The sequence below is a fragment of the Methylobacterium sp. J-088 genome, from assembly GCF_022829295.1.
Taxonomy (GTDB): Bacteria; Pseudomonadota; Alphaproteobacteria; order Rhizobiales; family Beijerinckiaceae; genus Methylobacterium.
In genome coordinates this window covers 1-21283 of the sequence record NZ_JAKSYH010000214.1, presented here as the reverse complement: position 1 = coordinate 21283, position 21283 = coordinate 1, and the positions used below count along the sequence as shown (strand labels likewise).

At 69.0% G+C, this 21283-nt stretch carries 19 protein-coding genes; 15 read left to right on the top strand and 4 right to left on the bottom strand.

The window, feature by feature from the left end; all coding sequences use genetic code 11:
• The first annotated feature begins 281 nt into the window (after positions 1–281).
• From MKK63_RS23905 to MKK63_RS23885, 5 genes are all read left to right on the top strand, one after another.
• On the top strand, positions 282–1577 hold the full coding sequence (locus MKK63_RS23905; RefSeq protein ID WP_244006196.1) for an MFS transporter: 1296 nt from the start codon (positions 282–284) through the stop codon (positions 1575–1577).
• 13 nt (positions 1578–1590) lie between these two features.
• On the top strand, positions 1591–2424 hold the full coding sequence (locus tag MKK63_RS23900; protein WP_244006195.1) for an NAD-dependent epimerase/dehydratase family protein: 834 nt from the start codon (positions 1591–1593) through the stop codon (positions 2422–2424).
• Positions 2425–2535: 111 nt separating this feature from the next.
• Positions 2536–3237, top strand: a complete 702-nt coding sequence (locus tag MKK63_RS23895) for a molybdate ABC transporter substrate-binding protein (RefSeq protein WP_244006194.1) — start codon at positions 2536–2538, stop codon at positions 3235–3237.
• Between the two features lie 128 nt (positions 3238–3365).
• Complete coding sequence (locus tag MKK63_RS23890; protein ID WP_243918010.1) at positions 3366–4997, top strand: ABC1 kinase family protein; 1632 nt, start codon at positions 3366–3368, stop codon at positions 4995–4997.
• Between the two features lie 270 nt (positions 4998–5267).
• Positions 5268–6461: a sensor histidine kinase gene (locus MKK63_RS23885; RefSeq protein ID WP_244006191.1), complete on the top strand. Its 1194-nt coding sequence runs from the start codon at positions 5268–5270 to the stop codon at positions 6459–6461.
• Here the strand turns inward: MKK63_RS23885 and MKK63_RS23880 are convergent.
• Positions 6398–6799, bottom strand: coding sequence for an Hpt domain-containing protein (locus MKK63_RS23880; RefSeq protein WP_244006188.1), 402 nt, complete (start codon positions 6797–6799; stop codon positions 6398–6400). The two genes, MKK63_RS23885 and MKK63_RS23880, sit on opposite strands and share 64 nt — an antisense overlap.
• Positions 6800–7102: 303 nt before the next feature.
• On the opposite strand from MKK63_RS23880, the gene MKK63_RS23875 reads away from it, so the two are divergent.
• The 5 genes from MKK63_RS23875 (at position 7103) to MKK63_RS23855 (ending at position 12029) form a co-directional block, all read left to right on the top strand.
• Entirely contained in the window at positions 7103–7396 is a 294-nt protein-coding gene (locus tag MKK63_RS23875; protein WP_279574836.1) for a BrnT family toxin, read from the top strand.
• Complete coding sequence (locus MKK63_RS23870) at positions 7383–7613, top strand: BrnA antitoxin family protein (RefSeq protein WP_244006184.1); 231 nt, start codon at positions 7383–7385, stop codon at positions 7611–7613. The genes MKK63_RS23875 and MKK63_RS23870 overlap by 14 nt, the downstream gene beginning before the upstream one ends.
• Before the next feature lie 87 nt (positions 7614–7700).
• On the top strand, positions 7701–9161 hold the full coding sequence (locus MKK63_RS23865; RefSeq protein ID WP_244006182.1) for a sensor histidine kinase: 1461 nt from the start codon (positions 7701–7703) through the stop codon (positions 9159–9161).
• A complete protein-coding gene (locus tag MKK63_RS23860) occupies positions 9146–10558 on the top strand; it encodes a sigma-54-dependent transcriptional regulator (RefSeq protein ID WP_244006180.1) in 1413 nt (470 codons plus the stop codon). The genes MKK63_RS23865 and MKK63_RS23860 overlap by 16 nt, the downstream gene beginning before the upstream one ends.
• Before the next feature lie 145 nt (positions 10559–10703).
• Positions 10704–12029, top strand: coding sequence for an MFS transporter (locus tag MKK63_RS23855; RefSeq protein ID WP_244006178.1), 1326 nt, complete (start codon positions 10704–10706; stop codon positions 12027–12029).
• Between the two features lie 305 nt (positions 12030–12334).
• Here MKK63_RS23855 and MKK63_RS23850 read toward each other — a convergent pair whose 3' ends face one another.
• Positions 12335–12547, bottom strand: coding sequence for a hypothetical protein (locus tag MKK63_RS23850; RefSeq protein WP_244006176.1), 213 nt, complete (start codon positions 12545–12547; stop codon positions 12335–12337).
• A 171-nt stretch (positions 12548–12718) separates the two neighbouring features.
• On the opposite strand from MKK63_RS23850, the gene MKK63_RS23845 reads away from it, so the two are divergent.
• The 3 genes from MKK63_RS23845 to eda all read left to right on the top strand — a co-directional run bounded on the left by MKK63_RS23845 (position 12719) and on the right by eda (position 16734).
• Positions 12719–13840, top strand: coding sequence for an asparaginase (locus tag MKK63_RS23845; protein WP_244006175.1), 1122 nt, complete (start codon positions 12719–12721; stop codon positions 13838–13840).
• Positions 13841–14254: 414 nt separating this feature from the next.
• The gene (gene edd / locus MKK63_RS23840) at positions 14255–16081 is read left to right on the top strand and encodes a phosphogluconate dehydratase (RefSeq protein ID WP_244006174.1); all 1827 of its coding nucleotides are present in this window, start codon (positions 14255–14257) and stop codon (positions 16079–16081) included.
• 23 nt (positions 16082–16104) lie between these two features.
• Complete coding sequence (gene eda, locus MKK63_RS23835; RefSeq protein WP_244006173.1) at positions 16105–16734, top strand: bifunctional 4-hydroxy-2-oxoglutarate aldolase/2-dehydro-3-deoxy-phosphogluconate aldolase; 630 nt, start codon at positions 16105–16107, stop codon at positions 16732–16734.
• Between the two features lie 219 nt (positions 16735–16953).
• Here eda and MKK63_RS23830 read toward each other — a convergent pair whose 3' ends face one another.
• Both MKK63_RS23830 and MKK63_RS23825 read right to left on the bottom strand, forming a co-directional pair.
• On the bottom strand, positions 16954–19065 hold the full coding sequence (locus tag MKK63_RS23830; protein ID WP_244006172.1) for an ABC transporter ATP-binding protein/permease: 2112 nt from the start codon (positions 19063–19065) through the stop codon (positions 16954–16956).
• Positions 19066–19213: 148 nt separating this feature from the next.
• Complete coding sequence (locus MKK63_RS23825) at positions 19214–19531, bottom strand: hypothetical protein (protein ID WP_244006170.1); 318 nt, start codon at positions 19529–19531, stop codon at positions 19214–19216.
• 289 nt (positions 19532–19820) lie between these two features.
• Between MKK63_RS23825 and MKK63_RS23820 the strand changes: the two genes are divergently transcribed.
• Together MKK63_RS23820 and MKK63_RS23815 are read left to right on the top strand one after the other, a co-directional pair.
• Positions 19821–20453 carry a 2OG-Fe(II) oxygenase gene (locus MKK63_RS23820; RefSeq protein ID WP_244006168.1) on the top strand — a complete coding sequence of 211 codons (633 nt, stop codon included), beginning with the start codon at positions 19821–19823 and terminating at the stop codon, positions 20451–20453.
• A gap of 21 nt (positions 20454–20474) precedes the next feature.
• Entirely contained in the window at positions 20475–21119 is a 645-nt protein-coding gene (locus tag MKK63_RS23815; protein WP_244006166.1) for a peptidase inhibitor family I36 protein, read from the top strand.
• Positions 21120–21283 lie beyond the last annotated feature (164 nt).

The following is a 21283-nucleotide window of genomic DNA, read 5'->3' as shown; positions in this document are numbered from 1 at the left end:
GGGCGGCGCGGGAAATCCTGGTTCCGCACCGGCCTCGATGCCCTACGCGGCGATCTCCTCAATGCCCCTCAAAGCGCAGCGACCCTCTGGGCCAATCGATGCCCAAAACGCCTCCCAGCCTTGTGAGTCGTGTACCGTGGGAGATCTGATCGATCCGCCTCTTCCCTCCCCCGCAAAGGGGGGAGGGAGACACGGACTCGCCGGTCTCGATTCTGTAGCCGCTCGATAAGCATCGAACACAATAAAAATAACAGACCATCAATAAGCTCGGAGGAAGACCCATGTTCGCCAAGCGCTACAGGTTCCTGATCGCGTTCCTGCTGTTCATAGCTGGGATCATCAACTACATGGACCGCGCCGCGCTCGGCGTGGCGGCGCCGTTCGTCAAGCAGGATCTCAACCTGTCGCCCTCGGAACTCGGGGTGATCTTCTCGACCTTCTTCTTCGGCTACGCCCTGTTCGCGTTCGTGGGCGGCCAGCTCGCCGACCGGTACGGCCCGCGCAGCGTCTACAGTTGGGCTGCCGCCGCCTGGTCGGTCCTGTGCATGCTGACCGGGGCGGTGACCGGCTTCGCCCAGATGTTCGCGGTCCGCGCCCTGTTCGGCTTCGCCGAGGGGCCGATGAACTCCACCACGAACCGGACCCTCACAACGTGGTTCCCCCGCGAGGAGACCGCCCGGACCATCGGCTTCACCTTCTCGGGCCAGACGGTCGGCAGCGCCATCGCGGCCCCCGTGGTCGGCCTGCTGGCGATCCAGTACGGCTGGCGGGTCGCCTTCGTGGCGATCGGCGCGGTCGGCCTGCTCTGGGTGGTGGCGTGGCGCCTCCTGATGACCGACCGGCCCCAGGACAATCCCCGCGTCGGCGCGGAGGAGATCGCCCTGATCGAGCGCAGCCGGGCGGTCACGCATCTCGCGCCGTCGGACCATGCCCGCTCGCTCAAGGAATACCTGTTCCTGCCCAGCACCCTGTCGCTGGGCCTCGGCATGTTCGCGGTGAACTACACCCTCTACATCTTCCTCTCGTGGCTCCCGAGCTACCTGACCGACGCCCTGCACATGCCGGTGCAGCAGATGGCGTTGGTCGCTTCGATTCCATGGGCCTGCGGCTTCGTCGGCTATGTCGGGGGCGGCATCGTCGCCGACCACCTCTACAAGCGCATGGGCGACAAGCTCGCCGCCCGGAAGATCACCACGATCGTCCCGCTCGCCATCGCGGGTGTCGCGCTGATCGCGGTCAACGCCGCGCCGAATGCCGCGGTGGCGGTCTCGCTGATCGCGCTGGCCGTGCTGATGCTGACGAGTTCCGTGCAATCCTGCTGGGCGACGATCCACGAGTTGGTGCCCGAGGCCCGCGTCGGCGGAGTGAGCGGCTTCATCCACCTCCTGAGCAACATCTCGGGCATCATCGGACCGACCGCCACCGGCCTCGCCGTGCAGTATCTCGGCGGCCACGCCAGCGCCTTCGTGATCGCGGCCCTGGTCGCGGCCGCGGGCGTCGTCGCGATGGCGATCTTCGTGCGGCGGCCCCGCCTACCTGAGCCGGCAGCCTCCCTCGACGTGGCCAAGGCCGTTTGACCCCGGAGTATCCATGAGTGCCGAGACCCTCCCGCAAAGACCCGTCCTGCTCACCGGTGCGTCGGGCGCCCTCGGGCGCGTGCTGACCCGCGCGCTCGGGGAGGCCGGCTGGACGCTCCGGCTCACCGACCGCGTCCCCTTCCCCGAACCGCTGCCGGAGGGCGCTCGCTTTCAGCTCGCCGACCTCGAGGACGGCCCCGCGATCCTGCGGCTGGCGGAGGGCTGTGGCACGATCCTGCATTTCGGCGGGATCTCGGTGGAGCTTCCGTTCGAGACGGTGATCGGCCCCAACATCCGCGGCCTCTACCACGCCTACGAGGCCGCCCGGCGGGAGGGCGCGCGGATGGTGTTCGCGTCCTCGAACCACGCCATCGGGTTCCACGAGCGGTCCGCGGTGCTCGATGACGCGTGCGCCCTGAGACCAGACGGCTATTACGGCCTGTCGAAAGCCTACGGCGAGTTGATGGGCGGCCTGTACCGCGACAAGCACGGGGTCGAGAGCGTCTTCCTGCGGATCGGTTCGTGCTTCCCGGAGCCCACAGACGCGCGGATGCTGGCGACGTGGCTATCCTACGGTGACATGACCCGGCTGGTCATGCGCGCGACCCTGGCGCCGAGCCTCGGCCCTGACGGCACGATCGTGATCTGGGGCGCCTCGAACAACAGCCGCATGACGTGGTGGGGCCGGGATGGGCGCGACACCATCGCGTGGGCCCCGCAGGACAGCGCCGATCCCTACACGCAGGCACTGGAAGCCAAGACCAGCGGCAATCCGGTGGTGGAGCGCTACCAGGGCGGCGGATTCACGGGGCTCGATTATTCCCGGGGGAATTCTGGAAAATCCTGATCCACACTTGCCGCGCTCTCCCCCCCTCTGCGGGGGAGGGAAAGAAGCGAACGGGCTTGCGAGCCCGATCGTCGGATCGACCCGCTCTTCAAAAAAAAGATGGATCACGACATGACCGACGATCACACGGCGACCCGGCTCAAATGCGCCCTGGTGGTGCGCGGCGCCTTCGACGCGCATGTCATCCCGGCGTTCGAGGCGGCGGGCGGCCGGGCGGCGATCCACTGGGCGCCGACCGCCGTCATCATGAAGGCGCTGGAAGCGGGCGAGACCGCCGACGCCGTGCTGGTCCTGTCGGACGCCATGGACCGCCTGCTCGCGGACGGCCGGGTCGAGCCGGAAACGCGGGTCGATGCGGTGCGCTCGCGCTACGGCGTCGCCGTGAAGGCCGGGACGCCCCACCCGGATATCTCCACCGTCGAGGCACTGAAGCGCACGCTCACCGCAGCGCGCTCGGTGGCCTATTCGCGCACCGGCGCCAGCGGGATCTATTTCGCCGGCCTGCTGCCGCGGCTCGGGCTCGCGGAAGCGGTGAACGCCAAGGCCACCATCATCCCGCAGGGCTTCACGGCCGAGAAGCTGGCGTCGGGCGAGGCCGACCTCGCGGTCCAGCAGATCAGCGAATTGATGGTGGTGCCGGGGATCGAGGTGGTCGGGCCCTTCCCCGAGCCGGTGCAGGAGGTGACGACCTTCGCGGCCGCGATCCTGCGGGGCGCGACCGACCGGACGGGCGCCGCCCGCTTCCTCGCCGGGCTGACGACGCCGGAGGCCGCCGGGGCCTACCGGGCGAGCGGACTGGAGCCGGCCTTCTGATCGGACGGAGGAGGCACCCCCTTCGACGACCGGCGCGGCGACCTTCCACGCGTCGCGACCGCAAAAAAGACCTTATGCTCGTGCTGTCCGGGCGCTCTTCCATCCCGTCGGACCGGATCGCGCCCTCCATGCTGAAGACCGCCTTCGTTGCCGCCCGCGACCGCCAGCGGCTGTCGGAGATCGCGACGATCCTGATCGGCTTCGGCGTCACCCGCGTCGTGGATCGCCTCGGCCTGCGCTATCTGCCCCTGCTGCCGCGCCGACGGCCCCGGGTCGACGTGACCCGACTGTCGGAGCCGGAGCGGCTGCGCCGGGCGATCGAGGCGCTCGGACCCACCTTCATCAAGTTCGGGCAGGTTCTGGCGAGCCGGCCCGACCTCCTGTCGCCGGCCTGGACCGAGGAGCTTCAGAAGCTTCACAGCCAAGTCGTGCCGGTCTCCTGGGAACAGATCGGGCCGCAGCTCGAACAGGATCTCGGCGCACCGCCCCAGGAGGTGTTTGCCGAGTTCGACACGAACCCGATCGCCTCGGCGTCGATCGCCCAGGTCTACCGGGCGCGGCTGCACACGGGCGAGGACGTCATCGTCAAGGTGCTCCGCCCGAACCTGCGCAAGATCATCGAGGCGGATCTGCGCCTGATGGCCCACGGCGCCCGCATCGTGGAGAACGAGTGGCCCGACATGGCCCGCTACCAGCCGCGGGAGCAGATGCGCCACCTCGCCGACGGGTTGAACGGCGAGCTCGACCTCCTCAACGAGGCGCGCAACTGCGAATTGCTGGCGCAGATCTTCGAGGACCGCGACGACATCGTCTTCCCGAAGATCCACTGGGAGCACTGCTCCGAGCGGGTGCTGGTGCAGGACTTCATTCACGGCATCCCGCCGAACGACGACGCGGCGCTCCGCGCGGCCGGCCTCGACAAGAAGCTGCTCGCCCAGAAGGGCACGGACGCCTTCCTGCAGATGGCGCTGATCGAGGGGCACTTCCACGCCGATCCGCACCCCGGCAACATGCTGGCGCTGCCGGGCAACAAGATCGGCTTCATCGATTTCGGCATCATCGGGCGCCTGTCGCAGCGCCGCCGATCGCAGCTGCTGGTGCTGATCGGCGCGATGCTCAAGCAGGATTCCGATGGCCTGATGGCCGTACTGCTCGACTGGACCGGCACCAGCAACCCCGACCTGACCCGTCTCCAGGTCTCGGCCCAGTCCTTCGTGGAGAGCCATTCCTCGATCCCGCTGAATCTCGGGCTCGTGCTGACCGACTTCATGAACATGGCCCGCGAGAACGACCTCGCCATGCCGACCGACCTCGCCATCCTGTTCAAGGGGCTGGTGACCGCCGACGGCGTGATGCGCCACCTCGATCCCGATTTCGACCTGTTCGCGGCGGCTGGCCCCACCGTGAAGGCGAGCATGCAGACGCAGTTCTCGCTCTCCGCCCTCAAGCAGAAGGCCGAGGCGCTCGGTGTCGGCCTGTACGGGGCGGCCTCCGAGCTGCCGACCCTGATCCATCTGATGCTGGTGCGCCTCAAGCAGGGCCGCGTCACGGTCGAGATCGAGGTGAAGGGGCTCGACAAGCTCACCCGCGGCATCGAGCGCGCCGCCGCCCGGGTGGCGGTGGCCCTGGTGGTGGCGGCGTTCGCGACCCAGCTCGCACCGCGGCTCATCGACCTCGGCACGCCGGTCTTCGTCTCGATCGGCCTGATAATCTTCGTCCTCGGGATCGGCTGGCTCGTGCTGCTGATGCGCAAGAAGTAGCCGACTTCGTTACGAAGGCCGATCGCGACATAAGTTTTCGCCCACCCGTGAATACACGTTTCGATTGATTATCCGGGCCGCCATGGTAGCGTGAGGCATCCAACGATTCGCTCGGCTGCGGGCGGGGATCCGGCATCAGAAGCGGCCTGAGCCGGCGGTGCCTCCCACCCGATTTCGTGTCGCCGCGTCTGCGCGTCGGTGGCCTGCTGCGCCGCGCGTGGGCGCGCCGCCGGGTGGACGAGCCGCCGGGTGGACGAGGGGGGGCAAACGATGGAAGCGGTCATCGTGCTGCCGCGGACCAATGGGGCGGAGCGGCGCCTCGACATGCTCGAAGCGGAGAATGCCCGACTGCGCGATCTGCTGGCACAGGCGAGCGCGCAGGCCGACCGGGAGCGGCAGCGCAGCCGCCGCCTCGGCCGCATCATCGAGGCCGCGAGCCGCATCGAGGCCGGCCGGGTCGCCGCCGAGCGGCCGCTGACCGCAGCGCCCGAGGCCCGGGCGCCGCTGGCCGAACCGAGGCCATCGGCCTGCAACGACTACCTGGAGCTGCTCGATCACGACGGATACCTGATCACCGCCGCGGCGGACGGCCCCGCCCTATCCGGTGTTCAGGACGAGGCGGAGGTGATCGGCCGCCCCTGGATCGACGTGTGGACACGGCCGGAGGATCGTGAGGCCGCAGCCGGTGCCCTCGACCGGGCACGCCTCGGTCGTCCGAGCCGCTTCCAGGCGCGGATCGAGTCCGTCCAAGAGATCCGGTGGTGGGACGTAGCCGTAACGCCGATCGGCGCGACGCCCGGCAGCCCCGAACGAATCCTCACGGTGTCGCGCGACATCAGCGAGTTGAAGCTCGCGGAGGCGCATCAGACGATGCTGATGCAGGAACTCGCGCACCGGATGAAGAACACGATGGCCATGGTCCAGGCGGTTGCGGCGCAGACCATGCGCAACGCGGTCTCGCTGGAAGCCGCCGGTGAGGCGCTGGCGGCGCGCCTGCTGGCGTTGGCGAAGGCCCACGACGTCCTGCTCCAGGGCTCATTCGCCCGAGCCTCCCTGGTCGGCCTGGTCGCGGGGGCGATCTCGCTGCACGACGATGGCTTGACCGATCGGTTCCGGGTCGAGGGTGCCGACCTGACCCTGGGACCGCGCCACGGGCTGACGCTGGCGCTGATGCTGCACGAACTCGGGACCAACGCCGCCAAGTACGGCGCCCTCTCGGTGGCCGGCGGCAAGGTCGGCATCACATGGACGGTGATCGACGCGGAGGGCGGCTCGCGGCTGCGCTTCCGCTGGGAGGAACGGGGCGGCCCGCCCGTGACGCCGCCGACCCGCAGCGGGTTCGGCACCCGCCTCATCGCCCGCAGCCTCGTCCACGGCTTCGGCGGATCGGCGCAGCTGACCTATCCGCCGGAAGGGGTGGTGCTGACGTTCGAGGCACCGCTCGAAGCGGTCATCGCCGGCTGACCGGCGCCGGGCGTGACGGCGGTCAGATCCTGCAGGGCCGGGATCGTCCGATCGCGCAGCATCCGCACGGCAGCTAGGGGCTCCGCCAGGTCGTGTCCCGCGGCGGCATTCTCCTCGACCACGCGGCAGGCCTGCGAGAGCGCGTCGCAACCGAGCATGCCCGACATCGACACGAGCGTGTGGGCCTCACGTCCGTAATCGGCCGCGGTGCGGTCCCCCTCCGCGAAGGCGGTGGCGAGGCTGAGGCGGAACCGATCGACGATGCGGCCGAGCTTCTCCAGTCCGATCACCGCGCTGAGCTCGTCGAGCGCCTCTCGATTCACGAGCGCCTGGGACACGGTCCGTCTCCGTCGGAGCCTGCTGGTGGCGGTCCCGAGCGCATGACGATCGGCAACAGCCCTGAAGAACCCGTCCGTACAGCGGAAAGCTCCGCTGCCTCGCAGTCCTGCCCGACACCTTAAGACATCTTGGCCGGAATCGGAACCGGCACGATGCTCCGGACCTCTGCCCTTGTATTATCGTTCCTTAGCCGGGCACCGGCTTTTGAGAACGATACTCTCGGTGCATGCTGCGATGCGCACGCCTGCACCGGGCCGCGACCGGCTTGACGGAGCCGGTGCCGATGTTGCGCGTCCGATTTTCTGGGTGTCCGAAAAATCGCGGCTATCGCGTTCGGCCCGGCCAAGGACCGTGCCGACGTCATCAAGCACGGCGTATCCCTGGTGGCCGCGGAAGAATTCGGTTGGGATACGGCGTTGGAGCGTGAAGACGATCGCTTCGATGATGGGGAGGTCCAGTTCGTCGCCCTCGGCCTGATCGGGGATCGCCCGCACGTGCTGGTCTTCACGGAAGGCTCCCAGGCGGATGCGATCCGGGCCATCAGCTTGCATCCGGCGGAGAAGCACGCGTTGAGGTTCTATCATGGCCAGGTTTGATGCCGAACGTCACGCCGATAATCCGCCGCTGGACGCGGCGTTCATGGCCGGGATGGTGCCGGCCCGGCGCGGGCGGCCGAAAGCGGAATCGCCGAAGGTGGAGGTCAAAATCCGCCCGGATGCCAAGACTGTGAAATACCTGCGGGGAAATGGCCCCGACTGGCAGACGCGCGTGAATGCCGTGCTCGGTAAGCTGGTGGCGGCCGGTCGGATCTAGAGTATTCTCCGCCGGAGCCGATACCGGTTCGGCGCAAGAAAGCGCGGCGCAGCGGGGACTCGAAGCCGTGTTCGACCGAGCGCCGCCGTGACGGCCTACAGCTTGCGCGCCCGGCTCCTCGCCCTGTGGATCCTGCTCCTCGCCTCGGCGATCGCGACCGCCTACCTGATGTTCGGCGTCTACGCTCAGTCGACCGGCGTCCAGGTGGCCCGGGCGGACATCACCGTGGGACGGGCCTGCCGCGAGATCATCGACCGGTACGCCGCCCGGGTCGGCCTGCGCGGGGACGTTGCCGAATCCGACCTCGCCGGTGTGGTCGAAGCCGCGCTGGCCGGCACACCGGGGATTGAGGGTGGGATCTGGAGCGCCCAGGACGGGTCGATCGCCTATGCCTATCCGACCTATGAAGGGACCGGTCCGAAGACCGACCTCCCGGTCGCCGAGCGCGACACGATCGCAACCGTGAACGCCCAGGCCCTGCGCGTCGGCCATGCCGTCTCGCTGAACCGGCCGAGCCGCACGCAGGTGCTCCTGCTCCAGGCCTGCCCCCTGCGCGGACCGGAGCCCGGGCTGACGGCCTGGGCCATGGGTCGCGCCCATGTCAACGACGGCCCGACCTACACGCGCTTCCTCGCGGGGCTCGGGTTCCTGACCGCCACGGTCCTGGGCTCGGCGGCCTTTCTCGGCTGGTTCCTCTATGGATTCTCCGACCGGATCGCCCGGCTGGAGGCTGCCCTCTCGGCGGCGCGACCGGACGGCGAGGACCTGCCGCGCCTCGAACACACCGGCGAGCGGGAGTTCGACCGCCTGGTCGAGGCCCTCAACGCGGCGGGCGGACGGCTGCGGGAGGCGCGCGGCCGGGTCGTGGCCGCCGAGCGCTTGGCGGCCGTCGGCCGGCTCGCGGCGAGCATCGCCCACGAGATCCGCAACCCGATCGCCGCGATGCGGCTGAAGGCCGAGAACGCCCTGGTCAGCGGTGATCCGGACCGGGCGACATCGGCCCTGCGCACGGTGCTCGGCCAGATCGCGCGGGTGGACACGCTGCTGCGCGATCTGCTCAACCTGACGCAGGTCCGCCCGCTCAACCGGGCGCCGACCGCGGTGGCGCCGCTGCTCGTGGAGTGCGCCGGCCTGCACGAGGATCTCGCGACCGCGCGCGCCGTGCGGATCGGGATCGCGGCGGCCGGACTGCCCGAGGCGGACCATCCGCATATCGACCGCGCCCAGATCGCGCGCGCCCTCGACAACCTGCTCCTGAACGCCCTCCAGAACACGCCGCCCGGTGGTCGGGTCGACCTCGGCGCCGAACGGGCCGCGGTCGATGGCGCCCTCCGCCTGCGGCTTCGGGTCAGCGATACCGGCCCCGGGATCGATCCGACGATCCGCGACACCCTGTTCGAGCCCTTCGCCACGGGTCGCGCGGATGGGACCGGCCTCGGGCTCGCGATCGTGCGCGAGATCGCGCTGGCCCATCGCGGCGAGGTCAGGCTGGACGAGAACGCGTCGGAGACCACCTTCCTGCTGGATCTGCCATGGCAACCATCCTGATCGTCGACGACGACCCGGCCCTGCGCGAGGGGCTTGCCGAAACCGTGGCCGACCTCGGACACAGGCCGCTGCCGGCGGCGTCCGGCTCGGAGGCGCTGGCACGGCTGCAGGTGGGCCCGGTGGACGCGGTGCTCCTTGACCTGCGCATGCCCGGTGACCTCGACGGCATGTCGGTGCTGGAGCGGATCTGCGCGCTGCCGGACCGGCCGCCCGTGACCGTGCTGACGGCGTTCGCGAGCCCGGCCAACACCATCGAGGCGATGCGCCTGGGCGCCCATGACCACCTGACCAAGCCGATCGGCCGCGCCGACCTCGCTTCCGTCCTCGAGGCGATGCTCAAGACGGTCCGGCCGGCGGGCGCCGTCCCGGATGCCCCGGCCGGCCATCCGGGCCTCGTCGGCTCCAGCGAAGGCATGCGGCGGGTTCAGAAGACGATCGGGCTCGTGGCCGACACCGCCTCGACAGTGCTGATCCAGGGCGAGACCGGCACCGGCAAGGAAGAGGTTGCGCGGGCGCTCCACGCCTTTTCCCGGCGGCGGGCACGCCCCTTCGTCCCGGTGAACTGCGCGGCGATTCCGGGGGACCAGCTGGAAAGTGAGCTGTTCGGGCATGTCCGGGGGGCGTTCGGGGGCGCGACCGGGGATCGGGCCGGCGCCTTTCACCTCGCCGAAGGCGGCACGCTGTTCCTCGATGAGATCGGCGACATGCCGGCCGCCATGCAGGCGAAGATCCTACGGGTCATCCAGGACTGCGTAGTGACGCCGCTGGGCGGCCGCTCGGCCCGGGTCGATGTCCGCTTGCTGGCCGCCACCCATCGCGACCTCCCGGCGCTCGTCGCCGAGGGCCGGTTCCGCGCCGATCTCTACTACCGCCTCAACGTGGTACCGATCGCCCTGCCGCCCCTGCGCGAGCGCCTTGCCGACATCGTCCCGCTGGCCGAACATTTTCTCGCCCGTTCGAGCAAGCGCCTCGACCGGGGCGCCGCGTCCCGCCTGCTGGCCCATGACTGGCCGGGCAACGTCCGCGAATTGCGCAACGTCGTCGAGCGCGCGGCGGTGCTGGTCCGCGGCGGCGTGATCGCGGCCGCGGATCTCGATCTCCCGTCGGACCGGCCCGACCGGCCCGACCGGCGGCCTGGCGATACTCCGCCGGCCGATTGGCTGTCCGGCGATCTACCGGGTGCCGTCGCCCGCCTGGAACGGGCCATGATCGTGGCCGCCCTGCGCGAGACCGACGGCAACCGGGCCGGCGCCGCCCGCCGGCTGGGGATCCAGCGCCAGCTCCTCTACGCCAAGATCGAGCGTTATGGCCTCGGCGCACCGGGCCTCGATCTGTCGGCCGATCCGACATGCGATGTCGGGAATCCTGACGCTTCGACCAGCCTCGATACCGAATAACCCGTTCGTCCCGCAGGCAATCGTCCCCGATGCGGCCACGATCACCTGTGTGACGGAACCGAACATCCGCGTGGGCGTCGAGCACCGCGAGTGTTGGGCCGTTCGGATTCCGGCGGGCCCTTTGGTGTGATCGGGGCGGATCGGGATGAGCAGCATCGGGACGGGCGCGACGGGCGCCGACGCGGAGACCCGCACCGCCTCGACCAAGGCCCTGCGCGGCCTCGATGCGCTCAACTTCTTCCTGGCCGACGTGCGCGACGGGCTCGGCCCCTATCTCGCCATCTATCTCATCGCCGTGCGCGGACCGGACCAGGGCTGGAACGAGGCGACCACCGGCCTCGTCATGACCGTCGCGGGTATCCTCGGCCTCGTGGCGCAGACGCCCGCGGGCGCCTTCATCGACGCGACCAACCACAAGCGCGCCGTGGTGATCGGCGGCGCGATCGCGGTGACGGCGAGCTGCCTCGTCCTGCCGTTCATCTCCAACTTCTACCTCGTGGCCGCGACCCAATCGGTCGCGCACATCGCGGGTGCGATCTTCCCGCCGGCTCTGGCCGCCATCACCCTCGGCCTCGTCGGCCCCAAAATGTTCGCCAAGCGGATTGGCCGCAACGAGGGCTTCAATCACGCCGGCAACGCGGTCTCGGCCGCGGTGGCGGGGGGGTTGGCCTACTTCTTCGGGCCGATCGTGGTGTTCTGGCTGATGGGCATCCTGGCGGCCTGCTCCATCGGCGCCATGCTGATGGTGCCGGCCGACGCGATCGACGACGACCTCGCGCGGGGTATGACCCGGGAGGAGGAAGCCGCGCAGGAGAAGCCCTCCGGCCTCGCCACCCTGCTCCAGAACAAGGCTTTGCTCCTGTTCGCGGTGCTGTGCGCGATCTTCCACCTCTCCAACGCCGCCATGCTGACCTCGGTGGGCCAGCTCCTGACGCACCTGTCGGGCAAGGATCACGCGACCTCGCTGATCGCCATCTGCATCGTGGCGGCGCAATGCGTGATGGTGCCGGTGGCGATCTTCGTGGGCGCCAAGGCAGACGTGATCGGCCGCAAGCCGATCTTCCTGGCGGCCTTCGGGGTGCTGGCCCTGCGCGGCGTGCTCTATACCCTATCGGACAACCCGTTCTGGCTGGTGGGCGTCCAGCTCCTCGACGGGATCGGCGCGGGCATCTTCGGCGCACTGTTCCCGATCGTGGTGTCCGACCTGACCCGTGGCGGCGGGCGCTTCAACACCGCCCAGGGCGCCGTCGCCACGGCTCAGGGCATCGGCGCCTCGCTCAGCGCCACGCTGGCCGGCGTGATCATCGTGTCGGCTGGCTATTCGACGGCCTTCCTGGCGCTCGCCGCCATCGCGGCCCTGGGCTTCGTGCTGTACTTGACGCTGATGCCCGAGACCCGCGACGCGGTCTCCGCCGGCAACGAGCCCGAGACCGGCGCCACGCTCCCGCCGGTCGTTCCTGCGAATGCCTGAGCAGCCACAGGAACGAGCGCCGATCGAGATTACGCTCGGGGCAGATCTTCCCGAAGTGTAACGCTAAGATTCGCCATCATCACATTGCCGGGCCCTGCACCGGCCCGTTCCCGGGCGCATGCAGCGCCCGCGGAATGCGACCTGGGAATCAGCTCACGATGGCACGGAGCGTCCAGCTCGATGAACGGTACCGCTGACGCAGCACGTCGTATGCTGAATCCCAGATCAGGTTCCGCTGTTGCTTCACCTATCTGGGAAAAGGGCGTGCGTCATAATCGTAAGGAGCACTGAACCCGCCCCGTGCGTCACGAAGCGACAGCGAGGTCCGGTGCAACCGCGAAGGCCTGGGTCGCCTCCGGCGGCGCCTTGCGCGAGATGTAGTAAATGTCGACGGCGCGCCAGAAGGCACCCTGCTCCTCTTCTGAGCGACGGGAGAGTGAGCCTTCGAGGATTGCCATCGCGGCCCGGGCGGGCTCGCTCCGCTCCAGTTCGTCGAGCAGGTCGGCGAGATGCTGCATGGGGCGAACCTCCGTTCGGAGAGCGACATGCTCTAACGCTTGAGCTTGCGTAACGATCCAGGCCGGCGTGAACCGCGGCGGCCCGCACGATCCTTGCCTGACAAGTCCGTGCGGCTACCATCGCCGTGGCGAGTCCGACTCGTCATCGTTTCAGAGCTAGAGGATCACCGCATGTTTTCCTGCCGAAGCGGCGCGGCCCATTCCCTGCGCGGAGCGGCCTTCGCGCTGGCCCTGGCCAGCCTGTGCGGGGCGAGCCCGCTGAGCGCGCGCGAGATGCCCGAGTCCGGGACGGCCGCCGCGACCCGGAAGCCGAACGTCGTGATCCTCGCCACCGGCGGCACCATCGCGGGCGCCGGCGCGGATGCCGCCAACAGCGCGACCTACACCGCCGCCAAGGTGCCGGTCGACAAGCTGATCGCGGCCGTGCCGCAGATCAGCACGATCGCCAACGTCCGCGGCGAGCAGGTCTTCCAGATTGCCTCCGAGAGCTTCACTGACGCTCAGCTGGTCCAGCTCGGCAAGCGCGTCTCGCAGCTCCTCAAGCAGGACGACGTCGACGGGGTGGTCGTCACCCACGGCACCGACACCCTGGAAGAGACGGCCTTTTTCCTCGATCTGGTCGTGAAGAGCGACAAGCCGATCGTGGTCGTCGGCTCGATGCGGCCGGGCACGGCGATCTCAGCCGACGGCGCCCTCAACCTCCTCGACGCCGTGACCGTGGCGGGGAGCAAGGAGGCGATCGGCAAGGGCGTCACCGTGACGATGAACGACACCATCCAGTCCGGCCGCGATGTGACCAAGCGGACCAATGTCGTGCCCAGCGCCTTCTTCAGCCAGTGGGGGCCGCTCGGCATGGTCATCGAGGGCAAAACATACTTCTTCCGCTCGCTTTCCAAGCGGCACAACTCCAGCTCCGAGTTCGACATCGACCAGATCGATAGCCTGCCGCTGGTCGGGATCGTCTACGGTTCGGGCAACATGATCCCGGGTGTCTACGACGCGGAGGTTCAGGCGGGCGCGAAGGCGATCGTCAATGCCGGCACCGGCAACGGCTCGGTGGCGGGCTACCTCGTCGACAAGCTCAAGGACATCCGCTCCAAGGGTACGCTCATCATCCGCTCGTCGCGCGTGCCCGATGGGCTCGTGCTGCGCAACGCCGAGCAGCCGGACGACACGTACGACTGGGTGGTCGCCAACGACCTGAACCCCGCCAAGGCCAAGATCCTGGCGGCCGTGGCGCTCACCAAGACGAGCGACACGAAGGAGCTGCAGCGGATCTTCTGGGAATATTGAGGGCCGCTGCAATTCACGATGGGGCTTTGCTGAAGAGGCGTCATGGTTGCCCCGAATCCCCCCTCCCCGCACGCGGGGAGAGGCCTGCACGGACCTCGTCGTCCGTGCGGGAAGCGGAGGCGTAGCCGGAGCGGCGGTGAGGGAGCTCGACGGGATAAGACTCTTCCGGCGCCTCCCCCTCACCTTCGGCTACCGCCTCGCTCCGGCGACGGCAAGGTCGCCGGAGCCCTCTTCCCGCAAGCGGGGCGAGGGGCAACTGCGGCCAGCGTCGGGGCCGCACGCGACGTACGAATTCGGCCGCCGGCAGAGGATTGAGGCAGAGCGGGTCTCGGCACCGGCCGGGTTACATCCCGCGGCACACAGCTTAAGTACCGGCAACCGACGTAGCCCTGCGCCGAGCCTGGAGAAACCAGCATGACCGAGCTTCATCCCGAGGTCGCGGCGGTCACCGAGCGCGTCGTGACGCGCTCCCGCGAGACCCGACGCGCCTATCTCGACCTGATCGCCCGCGAGCGCGAGGCGGGGGTCCGGCGCGGCAAGCTCGCCTGCGGCAACCTCGCCCACGGCTTCGCGGCCGCCGGCGAGGACAAGGCGGCGATCCGCGACGAGCGGACCGCGATGAACATCGGCATCGTCACCGCCTACAACGACATGCTCTCGGCCCATCAGCCGTACGGGCGCTACCCGGAGCAGATCAAACTGTTCGCCCGCGAGCGCGGCGCGACCGCTCAAGTGGCAGGCGGCACCCCGGCCATGTGCGATGGGGTCACGCAGGGCCAGAGCGGCATGGAGCTGTCGCTGTTCTCCCGGGATGCGATCGCGCTCTCCACCGCGGTCGCGCTCAGCCACGGGATGTTCGACGGGGCGGCGCTGCTCGGCATCTGCGACAAGATCGTGCCGGGCCTGCTGATCGGGGCGCTCCGCTTCGGCCACCTGCCGACCATTCTGATCCCGGCCGGCCCGATGCCGTCGGGGCTGGCCAACAAGGAAAAGCAGCGGATCCGCCAGCTCTACGCCGAGGGTAAGGTCGGCCGCGCGGAACTGCTCGAATCCGAGTCGGCCTCCTATCATTCGGCCGGGACTTGCACGTTCTACGGCACGGCAAACTCGAACCAGATGATGATGGACATGATGGGCCTGCACATGCCGGGCGCCTCGTTCATCAATCCCGGTACCAAGCTGCGGCAGGCCGTAACCCGGGCGGCGATCCACCGGCTCGCCGAGATCGGCGGCGGCGGCAACGACTATCGGCCTCTCGGCCTCTGCGTCGACGAAAAGGCGATCGTGAACGCCGCGGTCGGCCTGCTCGCCACGGGCGGCTCGACCAACCACGCGATCCATTTGCCGGCCATCGCACGCGCCGCCGGCATCGTGATCGACTGGGCGGATATCGACCGGCTATCCAGCGCCGTGCCGCTGATCGCGCGCGTCTATCCGAATGGCGCGGGCGACGTGAACCACTTCCACGCGGCCGGCGGCATGAGCTTCGTGATGGCCGCGCTGCTGGATGCGGGCCTGCTGCACGGCGACATCCTCACCGTGGCGGGCCAGTCGCTGCGCGACCACGCCCGCGACCCGAAGCTCGACGGGGAGGAATTGGTTTTCGAGGACGCCGTGTCGGAGAGCCTGGACGATGCCATGCTCCGGCGGCCCGCCACCCCGTTCCAGCCGGATGGCGGCATGCGGCTGGTGAAGGGCAATCTCGGACGGGCGACGTTCAAGACCAGCGCCGTCGAGGAGCAGCGCCGGACCATCGAGGCCCCGGCGCGGGTGTTTTCCGATCAGGACGAGGTGCTGAAGGCGTTCAAGGCCGGCGAGCTGGAGCGGGACGTCGTGGTTGTGGTCCGGTTTCAGGGGCCGAAGGCCAACGGCATGCCGGAATTGCACAAGCTCACCCCGCCGCTCGGCGTGCTGCAGGACCGCGGCCACAAGGTTGCCTTGGTAACGGACGGCCGGATGTCCGGCGCCTCCGGAAAGGTCCCGGCCGCCATCCACCTCAGCCCCGAGGCGCTCGGCGGCGGACCGATCGGCCGGATCCGCGACGGCGACATCGTCCGGCTCAGCGCCGCCGACGGTCTGCTCGAAGTGCTGGTGGACGAAGCCGAGTTCGCCGCCCGACCCGAAGCCGAAGCACCGCCGCCCAGCCAGGGCACCGGGCGCGAGTTATTCGCGTTCATGCGCCATGGGGCCGATACGGCGGAGCGCGGCGCCTCCGCGATGCTCGCCGCCGCCGGCCTCTGAATTTAGGACAGGAGTTGCCGACCATGAACGATCTGACCAGCATCGACGCGCTGATGCGCTCCGTGCCCGTCATACCGGTCCTGGTGATCGACGATGTCGCCCAGGCCCGGCCCATCGCCGAGGCCTTGGTGAAGGGCGGGCTGACCGCCTTGGAGGTCACCCTGCGCACGCCCGCCGCCCTCGACGTGATCCGGGAGATGACCCGGGTCGAAGGTGCGGTCGTGGGTGCCGGGACGGTGCTCAACCCCCGCGATCTGGAGAACGCCCTGGCGGCGGGGGCCGAGTTCATCGTCTCGCCCGGCCTCACGGAGCCGCTGACCGACGCCGCCAAGGCCAATGGCGTACCCTACCTGCCGGGCATCGCCACCGCGGCCGACATCATGCGCGGACTGGATCACGGGCTCGACCGGTTCAAGTTCTTCCCGGCCGAAGCAGCGGGTGGCATCAAGGCGTTGAAGTCCCACGCGGCGGTGTTCGGCGCGGTGCGGTTCTGCCCGACCGGCGGTATCACCGAGGCGACAGCGCCGGATTGGCTGGCGATCCCGTCGGTGCTCTGCGTCGGCGGCAGCTGGGTGGTGAAGCCCGGTACGCCCGATCCGGCGGCGATCGAGCAGGCGGCTCGGGCTGCTGCGGGTTTGCGCAAGGCGGCGTAAGGCTGAACTGGCCGTACGGCTTCCCTCCCCCCTCTGCGGAGGAGGGTGGCCCCCGGAAAGGGCGTCAAGAGAGGGGAGCGACGGTGCAGAATGAAGCGTTATCCGTCATGAAGGCCGCGTCAGATCCTGAAGCCGGGTTCCCCTCTTCCGACCCGGCTCGACGGCCGGCCCACCCTGCCCCGCGGTGGGGGGTAGGGAGTGACGCGGATGCGGCCCGCCTCACGCCGCCGGCAGCGGCTGCCTCTGCTCCCGCGGGGTGAACACCCCACCCTCCGGCTCCAGCGTGATGCGCCGGTCGTGGAAAGCCTCCAGCGTCGAGCGGTGGCCGATCGACACGATGGTCGTCCCGGGCAGCCGCTCGCGCAGCATCCGGTAGAGCGCCGCCTCCGAAGGCTCGTCGAGGGACGCGGTCGCCTCGTCCAGGAACAGCCATGCCGGCTTGGCAAGCAGCACACGGGCAATGGCGAGCCGCTGCTGCTCGCCCCCCGACAGGCGCCGCTCCCAGGTATCGACCTCGTCCAGGCGGTCGGCGAGCTGCGGCAGCTGGGCGGCGACCAGGGCCTCCTTGACGGCGTCATCGGAGAACTGATCGGTGGTGTTCGGGTAGACCACGGCGCCGCGCAGGGTGCCGAGTGGGATGTAGGGCCGCTGCGGCAGCAGCAGCGCCGACTGCCCGGCCGGCACGTCGACCCGGCCCTGACCGAACGGCCAGATCCCGGCAATCGCGCGGAACAGCGTCGACTTGCCCGAGCCGGAGGGCCCGGTCACCAGGGTCGCGCTCCCCCGCGGCAGCGTCAGAGCATCGGCGGTCACGATCGGGCGCCCGTCCGGCAGGGCGAGGACCAGCCCGCGCGCGGTCACGTCGCCGGTCGTGTCGTTGCCCTGGACGAGCCCGTAGCCGGCATTCTCCAGCGCCTCGGCCTTGGTCATGGCCCGGCGGAAGGAGCCGAGACGGTTGGTGTTGGCCTTGTAGGCAGCCAGCGTCGTGTAGGAATCCACGAAGAACGAGAGCGAGCTCTGCACCTGCCCGAAGGCCTGCGAGGTCTGCTGCAGGGCGCCCAGCGTGATCTTCTTGGCGAAGAACGAGGGTGCGGCCAGCACCATCGGGAAGATCACGCTCGCCTGCCGGTAACTGAACGTGAAGGCGATCAGCTTGATGCGGCGGAAGATGATGCCGACGTAATTGTCGATGACGCTGTGGAACAGCGTCGAGAGCCGCGAAGCCTCGGCGCGCTCGCCGCGCAGCAGCGCGATCTGCTCGGAATAAATCCGGTTGCGGGCCAGCGCGAAGCGGAAATTCGCTTCGACCTGCTCCTGCCGGAAATCGAGCCCGATGAGCGGCCGGCCGATCAAGTGAGTGAGCCACGTGCCCACCACCGCGTAGCCGATCACCAGCCAGACCAGGAAGCCCGGGATGACCGTGTCGGTGAAAGGCACCACGAAGTCGCGTGACAGGGTCCAGAGAATCACCATGAACGAGACGAGCTGCGCCGCCTGGCTCAGCAGCCGGATCGACAGCGTCGTGGTCTGCACGATGAAGCTGTTGACGTCCGCCTGGATGCGCTGATCCGGGTTGTCGGCCTCCTCGTCGGTGAACGGGATCCGGTAATGGGTGCCGTTGCCGAGCCAGCGCTCGTACAGGCTGTGGGTCAGCCACGTGCGCCAGCGGATCAGCAGCGAGGAATCCACGAACAGGTCGAACATGCCGATGGCGATGTTCAGGGTCGCGAGGGGTACGAACACCCAGAGCAGCTGGTACCAAAAGGCGTTCGCGTCGTACTCCTGGAGGGAGTTGTAGATGTCGCGGTAGAAGAAGTTGAACCGCAGCGTCAGCGCCACGTCGGCGAAGTTCACGAAGATCGAGAGCGCCACGAGGTTGCGGCCGATTCGGCCCTCGGTGGTCCCGAACCAGCGGAACAGGCCGATCTCCTTGGTCGGCTTGTCGCGGTTGGCGAAGTACGGGTCTGCGATGTTGGTGATCGCCTGGATCGGTTCGAGATAGGCAATTCCGAGCACGATGGCGGCGAACACCACCGCGCCGGTGGCGGCGAAGGCCGGCGGCAGGAGTGCGGCGATCACGGGCGGCAGCAAGCCCATCGCGGCGGCCGTCTTCGTGCCGGCGAGCAGCAGGTAGCCGACGCCGTAGACCGAGACGAAAACCTTCAGGTAGGCCGAGATGGTGTTGGACGCGATCAGGATGCCGGCCAGCGCGAAGCCCGCGAGCGAGACGTAGAGCGGCGGGCTCGGGATTCCCGGCAGGGCCAGCAGGATCAGCGCGGCGATGGCCGTGAGCACGGCCTGGATCCCGAGCCCGGTCCTGAGTGCTGCCACGCGTCTCTCCCGCCCCACCGCGCCTGAAAGAAGCGCAACCCGGCGGCCTTGACCCCGGTCGATGGCGAGATAGTGGCCTTTGCCGCACGCTGTCGCGTGAAATTATCGTCACGTTCGCGGGATGCGGCGATTTACGCCGATTGCGGGCCTACCAGTTCCACTCCTCGAAGCCAGGCTCGCGGCACCGATAGCCGATCGGGCATTGCGGGTTGTCGCGGGTGGGCGCGAAGCGCAACTCGGCGATCTCAGAGCCGCTGCACTGGGCGGGACCGCTGACGAAGCGCTCCGGTGCCGACCCGGCCGCGATCACGACATCCCGCTCGCCTTTGACCAGCGCCATCGCCTCGGCGCAGGTCATCCGGGCCGTCATCGAGCCGCGCGGCGCCCGGGTTTGCGCAAGCGCCTCCGCCCCGGTCGCGACCGCGACGAGGTGTGTACACAGCAGGGCGAGGGCCAGCGGCCTCATCAGACACGGGTCCAGCATGCGCCCAGGACGACTATCCGCGGGCATCAAACTTATCCTGCACGGGCACGCGGCCCGAGACTGTCACCGGAATGCGCCACCTGACGGCTTTCGCCGTCGGACCGCCGCAATCGGCAGATTATGAGATTTTCGGACCGCCGCGACGGGTTGCACCAGGACGGACGGGGCCCGACGGGGGCTGAACAGGCCGATGCCTCCGCCCGGACCTCCGGCACGTGCCATCCGCGCCCGGCGTGTCGGCCGATTCGCCCTGGACCCAAGGGATCCCTCGATGTCCGCCCTCTCGATCCTCGACATCTCGGCGGTGCGCGCTGCGCCCCTCTCCCGGGAGCCCTACGCCTATACGCTGGGCAACAACGTCCTGAATCCCGAGGCCATCGACGAGATCCGCCGTGACTTCCCCGATATCTCCAAGCCCGGCTATCTCACCGTCGACGAAGTCGCTCTCAAGGGGCGCTTCAAGGCGCTGATCGACGAACTGGAGAGCGACGAATTCTCGAAGATCCTCGGCGAGAAGTTCGGCATTGATCTCGTCTCCTGCCCGCGGCTCACCACCATCATGCGGAAGAGCCAGCCGAAATACGGTTCGATCCACACCGACGGACCGTCGAAGGTCTTGACGCTCCTCGTCTACATGAACGACGCCTGGGAGGCCCCGGCCGCCGGCCGCCTGCGGGTGCTTTACGACGGGAAGAACTACGAGCCCTTCGCGGTGGAGGTGCCGCCCACCATGGGGACGATGTTCGCGTTTCTGCGCGCCGACAATTCCTGGCATGGGCACGAGCCGTTCGAGGGCGAGCGGCGGGTTGTCCAGGTCGCGTGGCTCAAGGACGCGTCGGAGCTGGAGCGCAAGCGCAAGCGTAACCGCACGGCGCAGTTCCTGAAGGGGATTTTCGGTCGCTGAACCGACGACGGAGGGGGGACGATGGGAGCGGTGGTGCTGGCGGATCCGGGCGACGGAACCCGTTCCGGGCCCAGGCGTCGCTACGTCTTGCCGGCCCTGCTGATCGCCGGCTGGGTCGGGCTGTTCGCCTATAGTGCCGCCTACCTGACGGAAGACCTACCGTTCCGGCCCCAACGATCCGAGGCGCCATCCGCGGAGACAGCCGCCGGGCCGCGGGCCCTATCGAGCCGCCTCGCGAAGTTCGATCAGACGGAAGCCGGATCGCAGCGCGGCACCGGCGAGACGGCAGCAGCCCCGACGGCGGCTTCTGCGGTACGTCAGGCTGCCCGGCCGGTCCAGACAAGCCCCCTCCCCCGACCAGTGGCGACGGCGCCCGATTATGTCGGGCTCTGGGGCCCGAGCCCGGCGGCCTGCGGGCACCCTTCGCGGCGGCGGGGCTACATCCCGGCGACGATCACGCCGGATCAGGCGCGCGCCGGCCGTACCCTCTGCAGCTTCCACGAGATGCATCGATCCGGAGGCGCCTGGGTGACCGCGGCCGAATGCAGCGACCGCGGGCGGCACTGGTCGTCGCAGGTCCGGCTGACGGTGGACGAGGATCACCTGACATGGTCGAGCAGCCGCGGGACCGTGTCGTACACGCGCTGCAACCGGCGCAGCGGCTAGAGCGCTGTCCGCCGAAGTGGATACCGGTTCGGCGCAAGAGAGCGCATCAATACGAAGACTTAGAGCCGTGCTCGATAGCAACGCGCACGGTACACGACTCACAAGGCTGGGAGGCGTTTTGGGCATCGATTGGCCCAGAGGGTCGCTGCGCTTTGAGGGGCATT

Bases quoted from the DNA above. Each gene is read 5' to 3' on its own strand.
- MKK63_RS23890 (WP_243918010.1), top strand. From the start codon at position 3,366: ATGCTGAAGACCGCCTTCGTTGCCGCCCGCGACCGCCAGCGGCTGTCG.
- MKK63_RS23820 (WP_244006168.1), top strand. From the start codon at position 19,821: ATGTCCGCCCTCTCGATCCTCGACATCTCGGCGGTGCGCGCTGCGCCC.
- MKK63_RS23845 (WP_244006175.1), top strand. From the start codon at position 12,719: ATGTTTTCCTGCCGAAGCGGCGCGGCCCATTCCCTGCGCGGAGCGGCC.
- MKK63_RS23825 (WP_244006170.1), bottom strand. From the start codon at position 19,531: ATGAGGCCGCTGGCCCTCGCCCTGCTGTGTACACACCTCGTCGCGGTC.
- MKK63_RS23855 (WP_244006178.1), top strand. From the start codon at position 10,704: ATGAGCAGCATCGGGACGGGCGCGACGGGCGCCGACGCGGAGACCCGC.
- MKK63_RS23895 (WP_244006194.1), top strand. From the start codon at position 2,536: ATGACCGACGATCACACGGCGACCCGGCTCAAATGCGCCCTGGTGGTG.
- MKK63_RS23885 (WP_244006191.1), top strand. From the start codon at position 5,268: ATGGAAGCGGTCATCGTGCTGCCGCGGACCAATGGGGCGGAGCGGCGC.
- edd (WP_244006174.1), top strand. From the start codon at position 14,255: ATGACCGAGCTTCATCCCGAGGTCGCGGCGGTCACCGAGCGCGTCGTG.
- MKK63_RS23815 (WP_244006166.1), top strand. From the start codon at position 20,475: ATGGGAGCGGTGGTGCTGGCGGATCCGGGCGACGGAACCCGTTCCGGG.
- MKK63_RS23860 (WP_244006180.1), top strand. From the start codon at position 9,146: ATGGCAACCATCCTGATCGTCGACGACGACCCGGCCCTGCGCGAGGGG.
- MKK63_RS23900 (WP_244006195.1), top strand. From the start codon at position 1,591: ATGAGTGCCGAGACCCTCCCGCAAAGACCCGTCCTGCTCACCGGTGCG.
- MKK63_RS23870 (WP_244006184.1), top strand. From the start codon at position 7,383: ATGGCCAGGTTTGATGCCGAACGTCACGCCGATAATCCGCCGCTGGAC.
- MKK63_RS23905 (WP_244006196.1), top strand. From the start codon at position 282: ATGTTCGCCAAGCGCTACAGGTTCCTGATCGCGTTCCTGCTGTTCATA.
- eda (WP_244006173.1), top strand. From the start codon at position 16,105: ATGAACGATCTGACCAGCATCGACGCGCTGATGCGCTCCGTGCCCGTC.
- MKK63_RS23850 (WP_244006176.1), bottom strand. From the start codon at position 12,547: ATGCAGCATCTCGCCGACCTGCTCGACGAACTGGAGCGGAGCGAGCCC.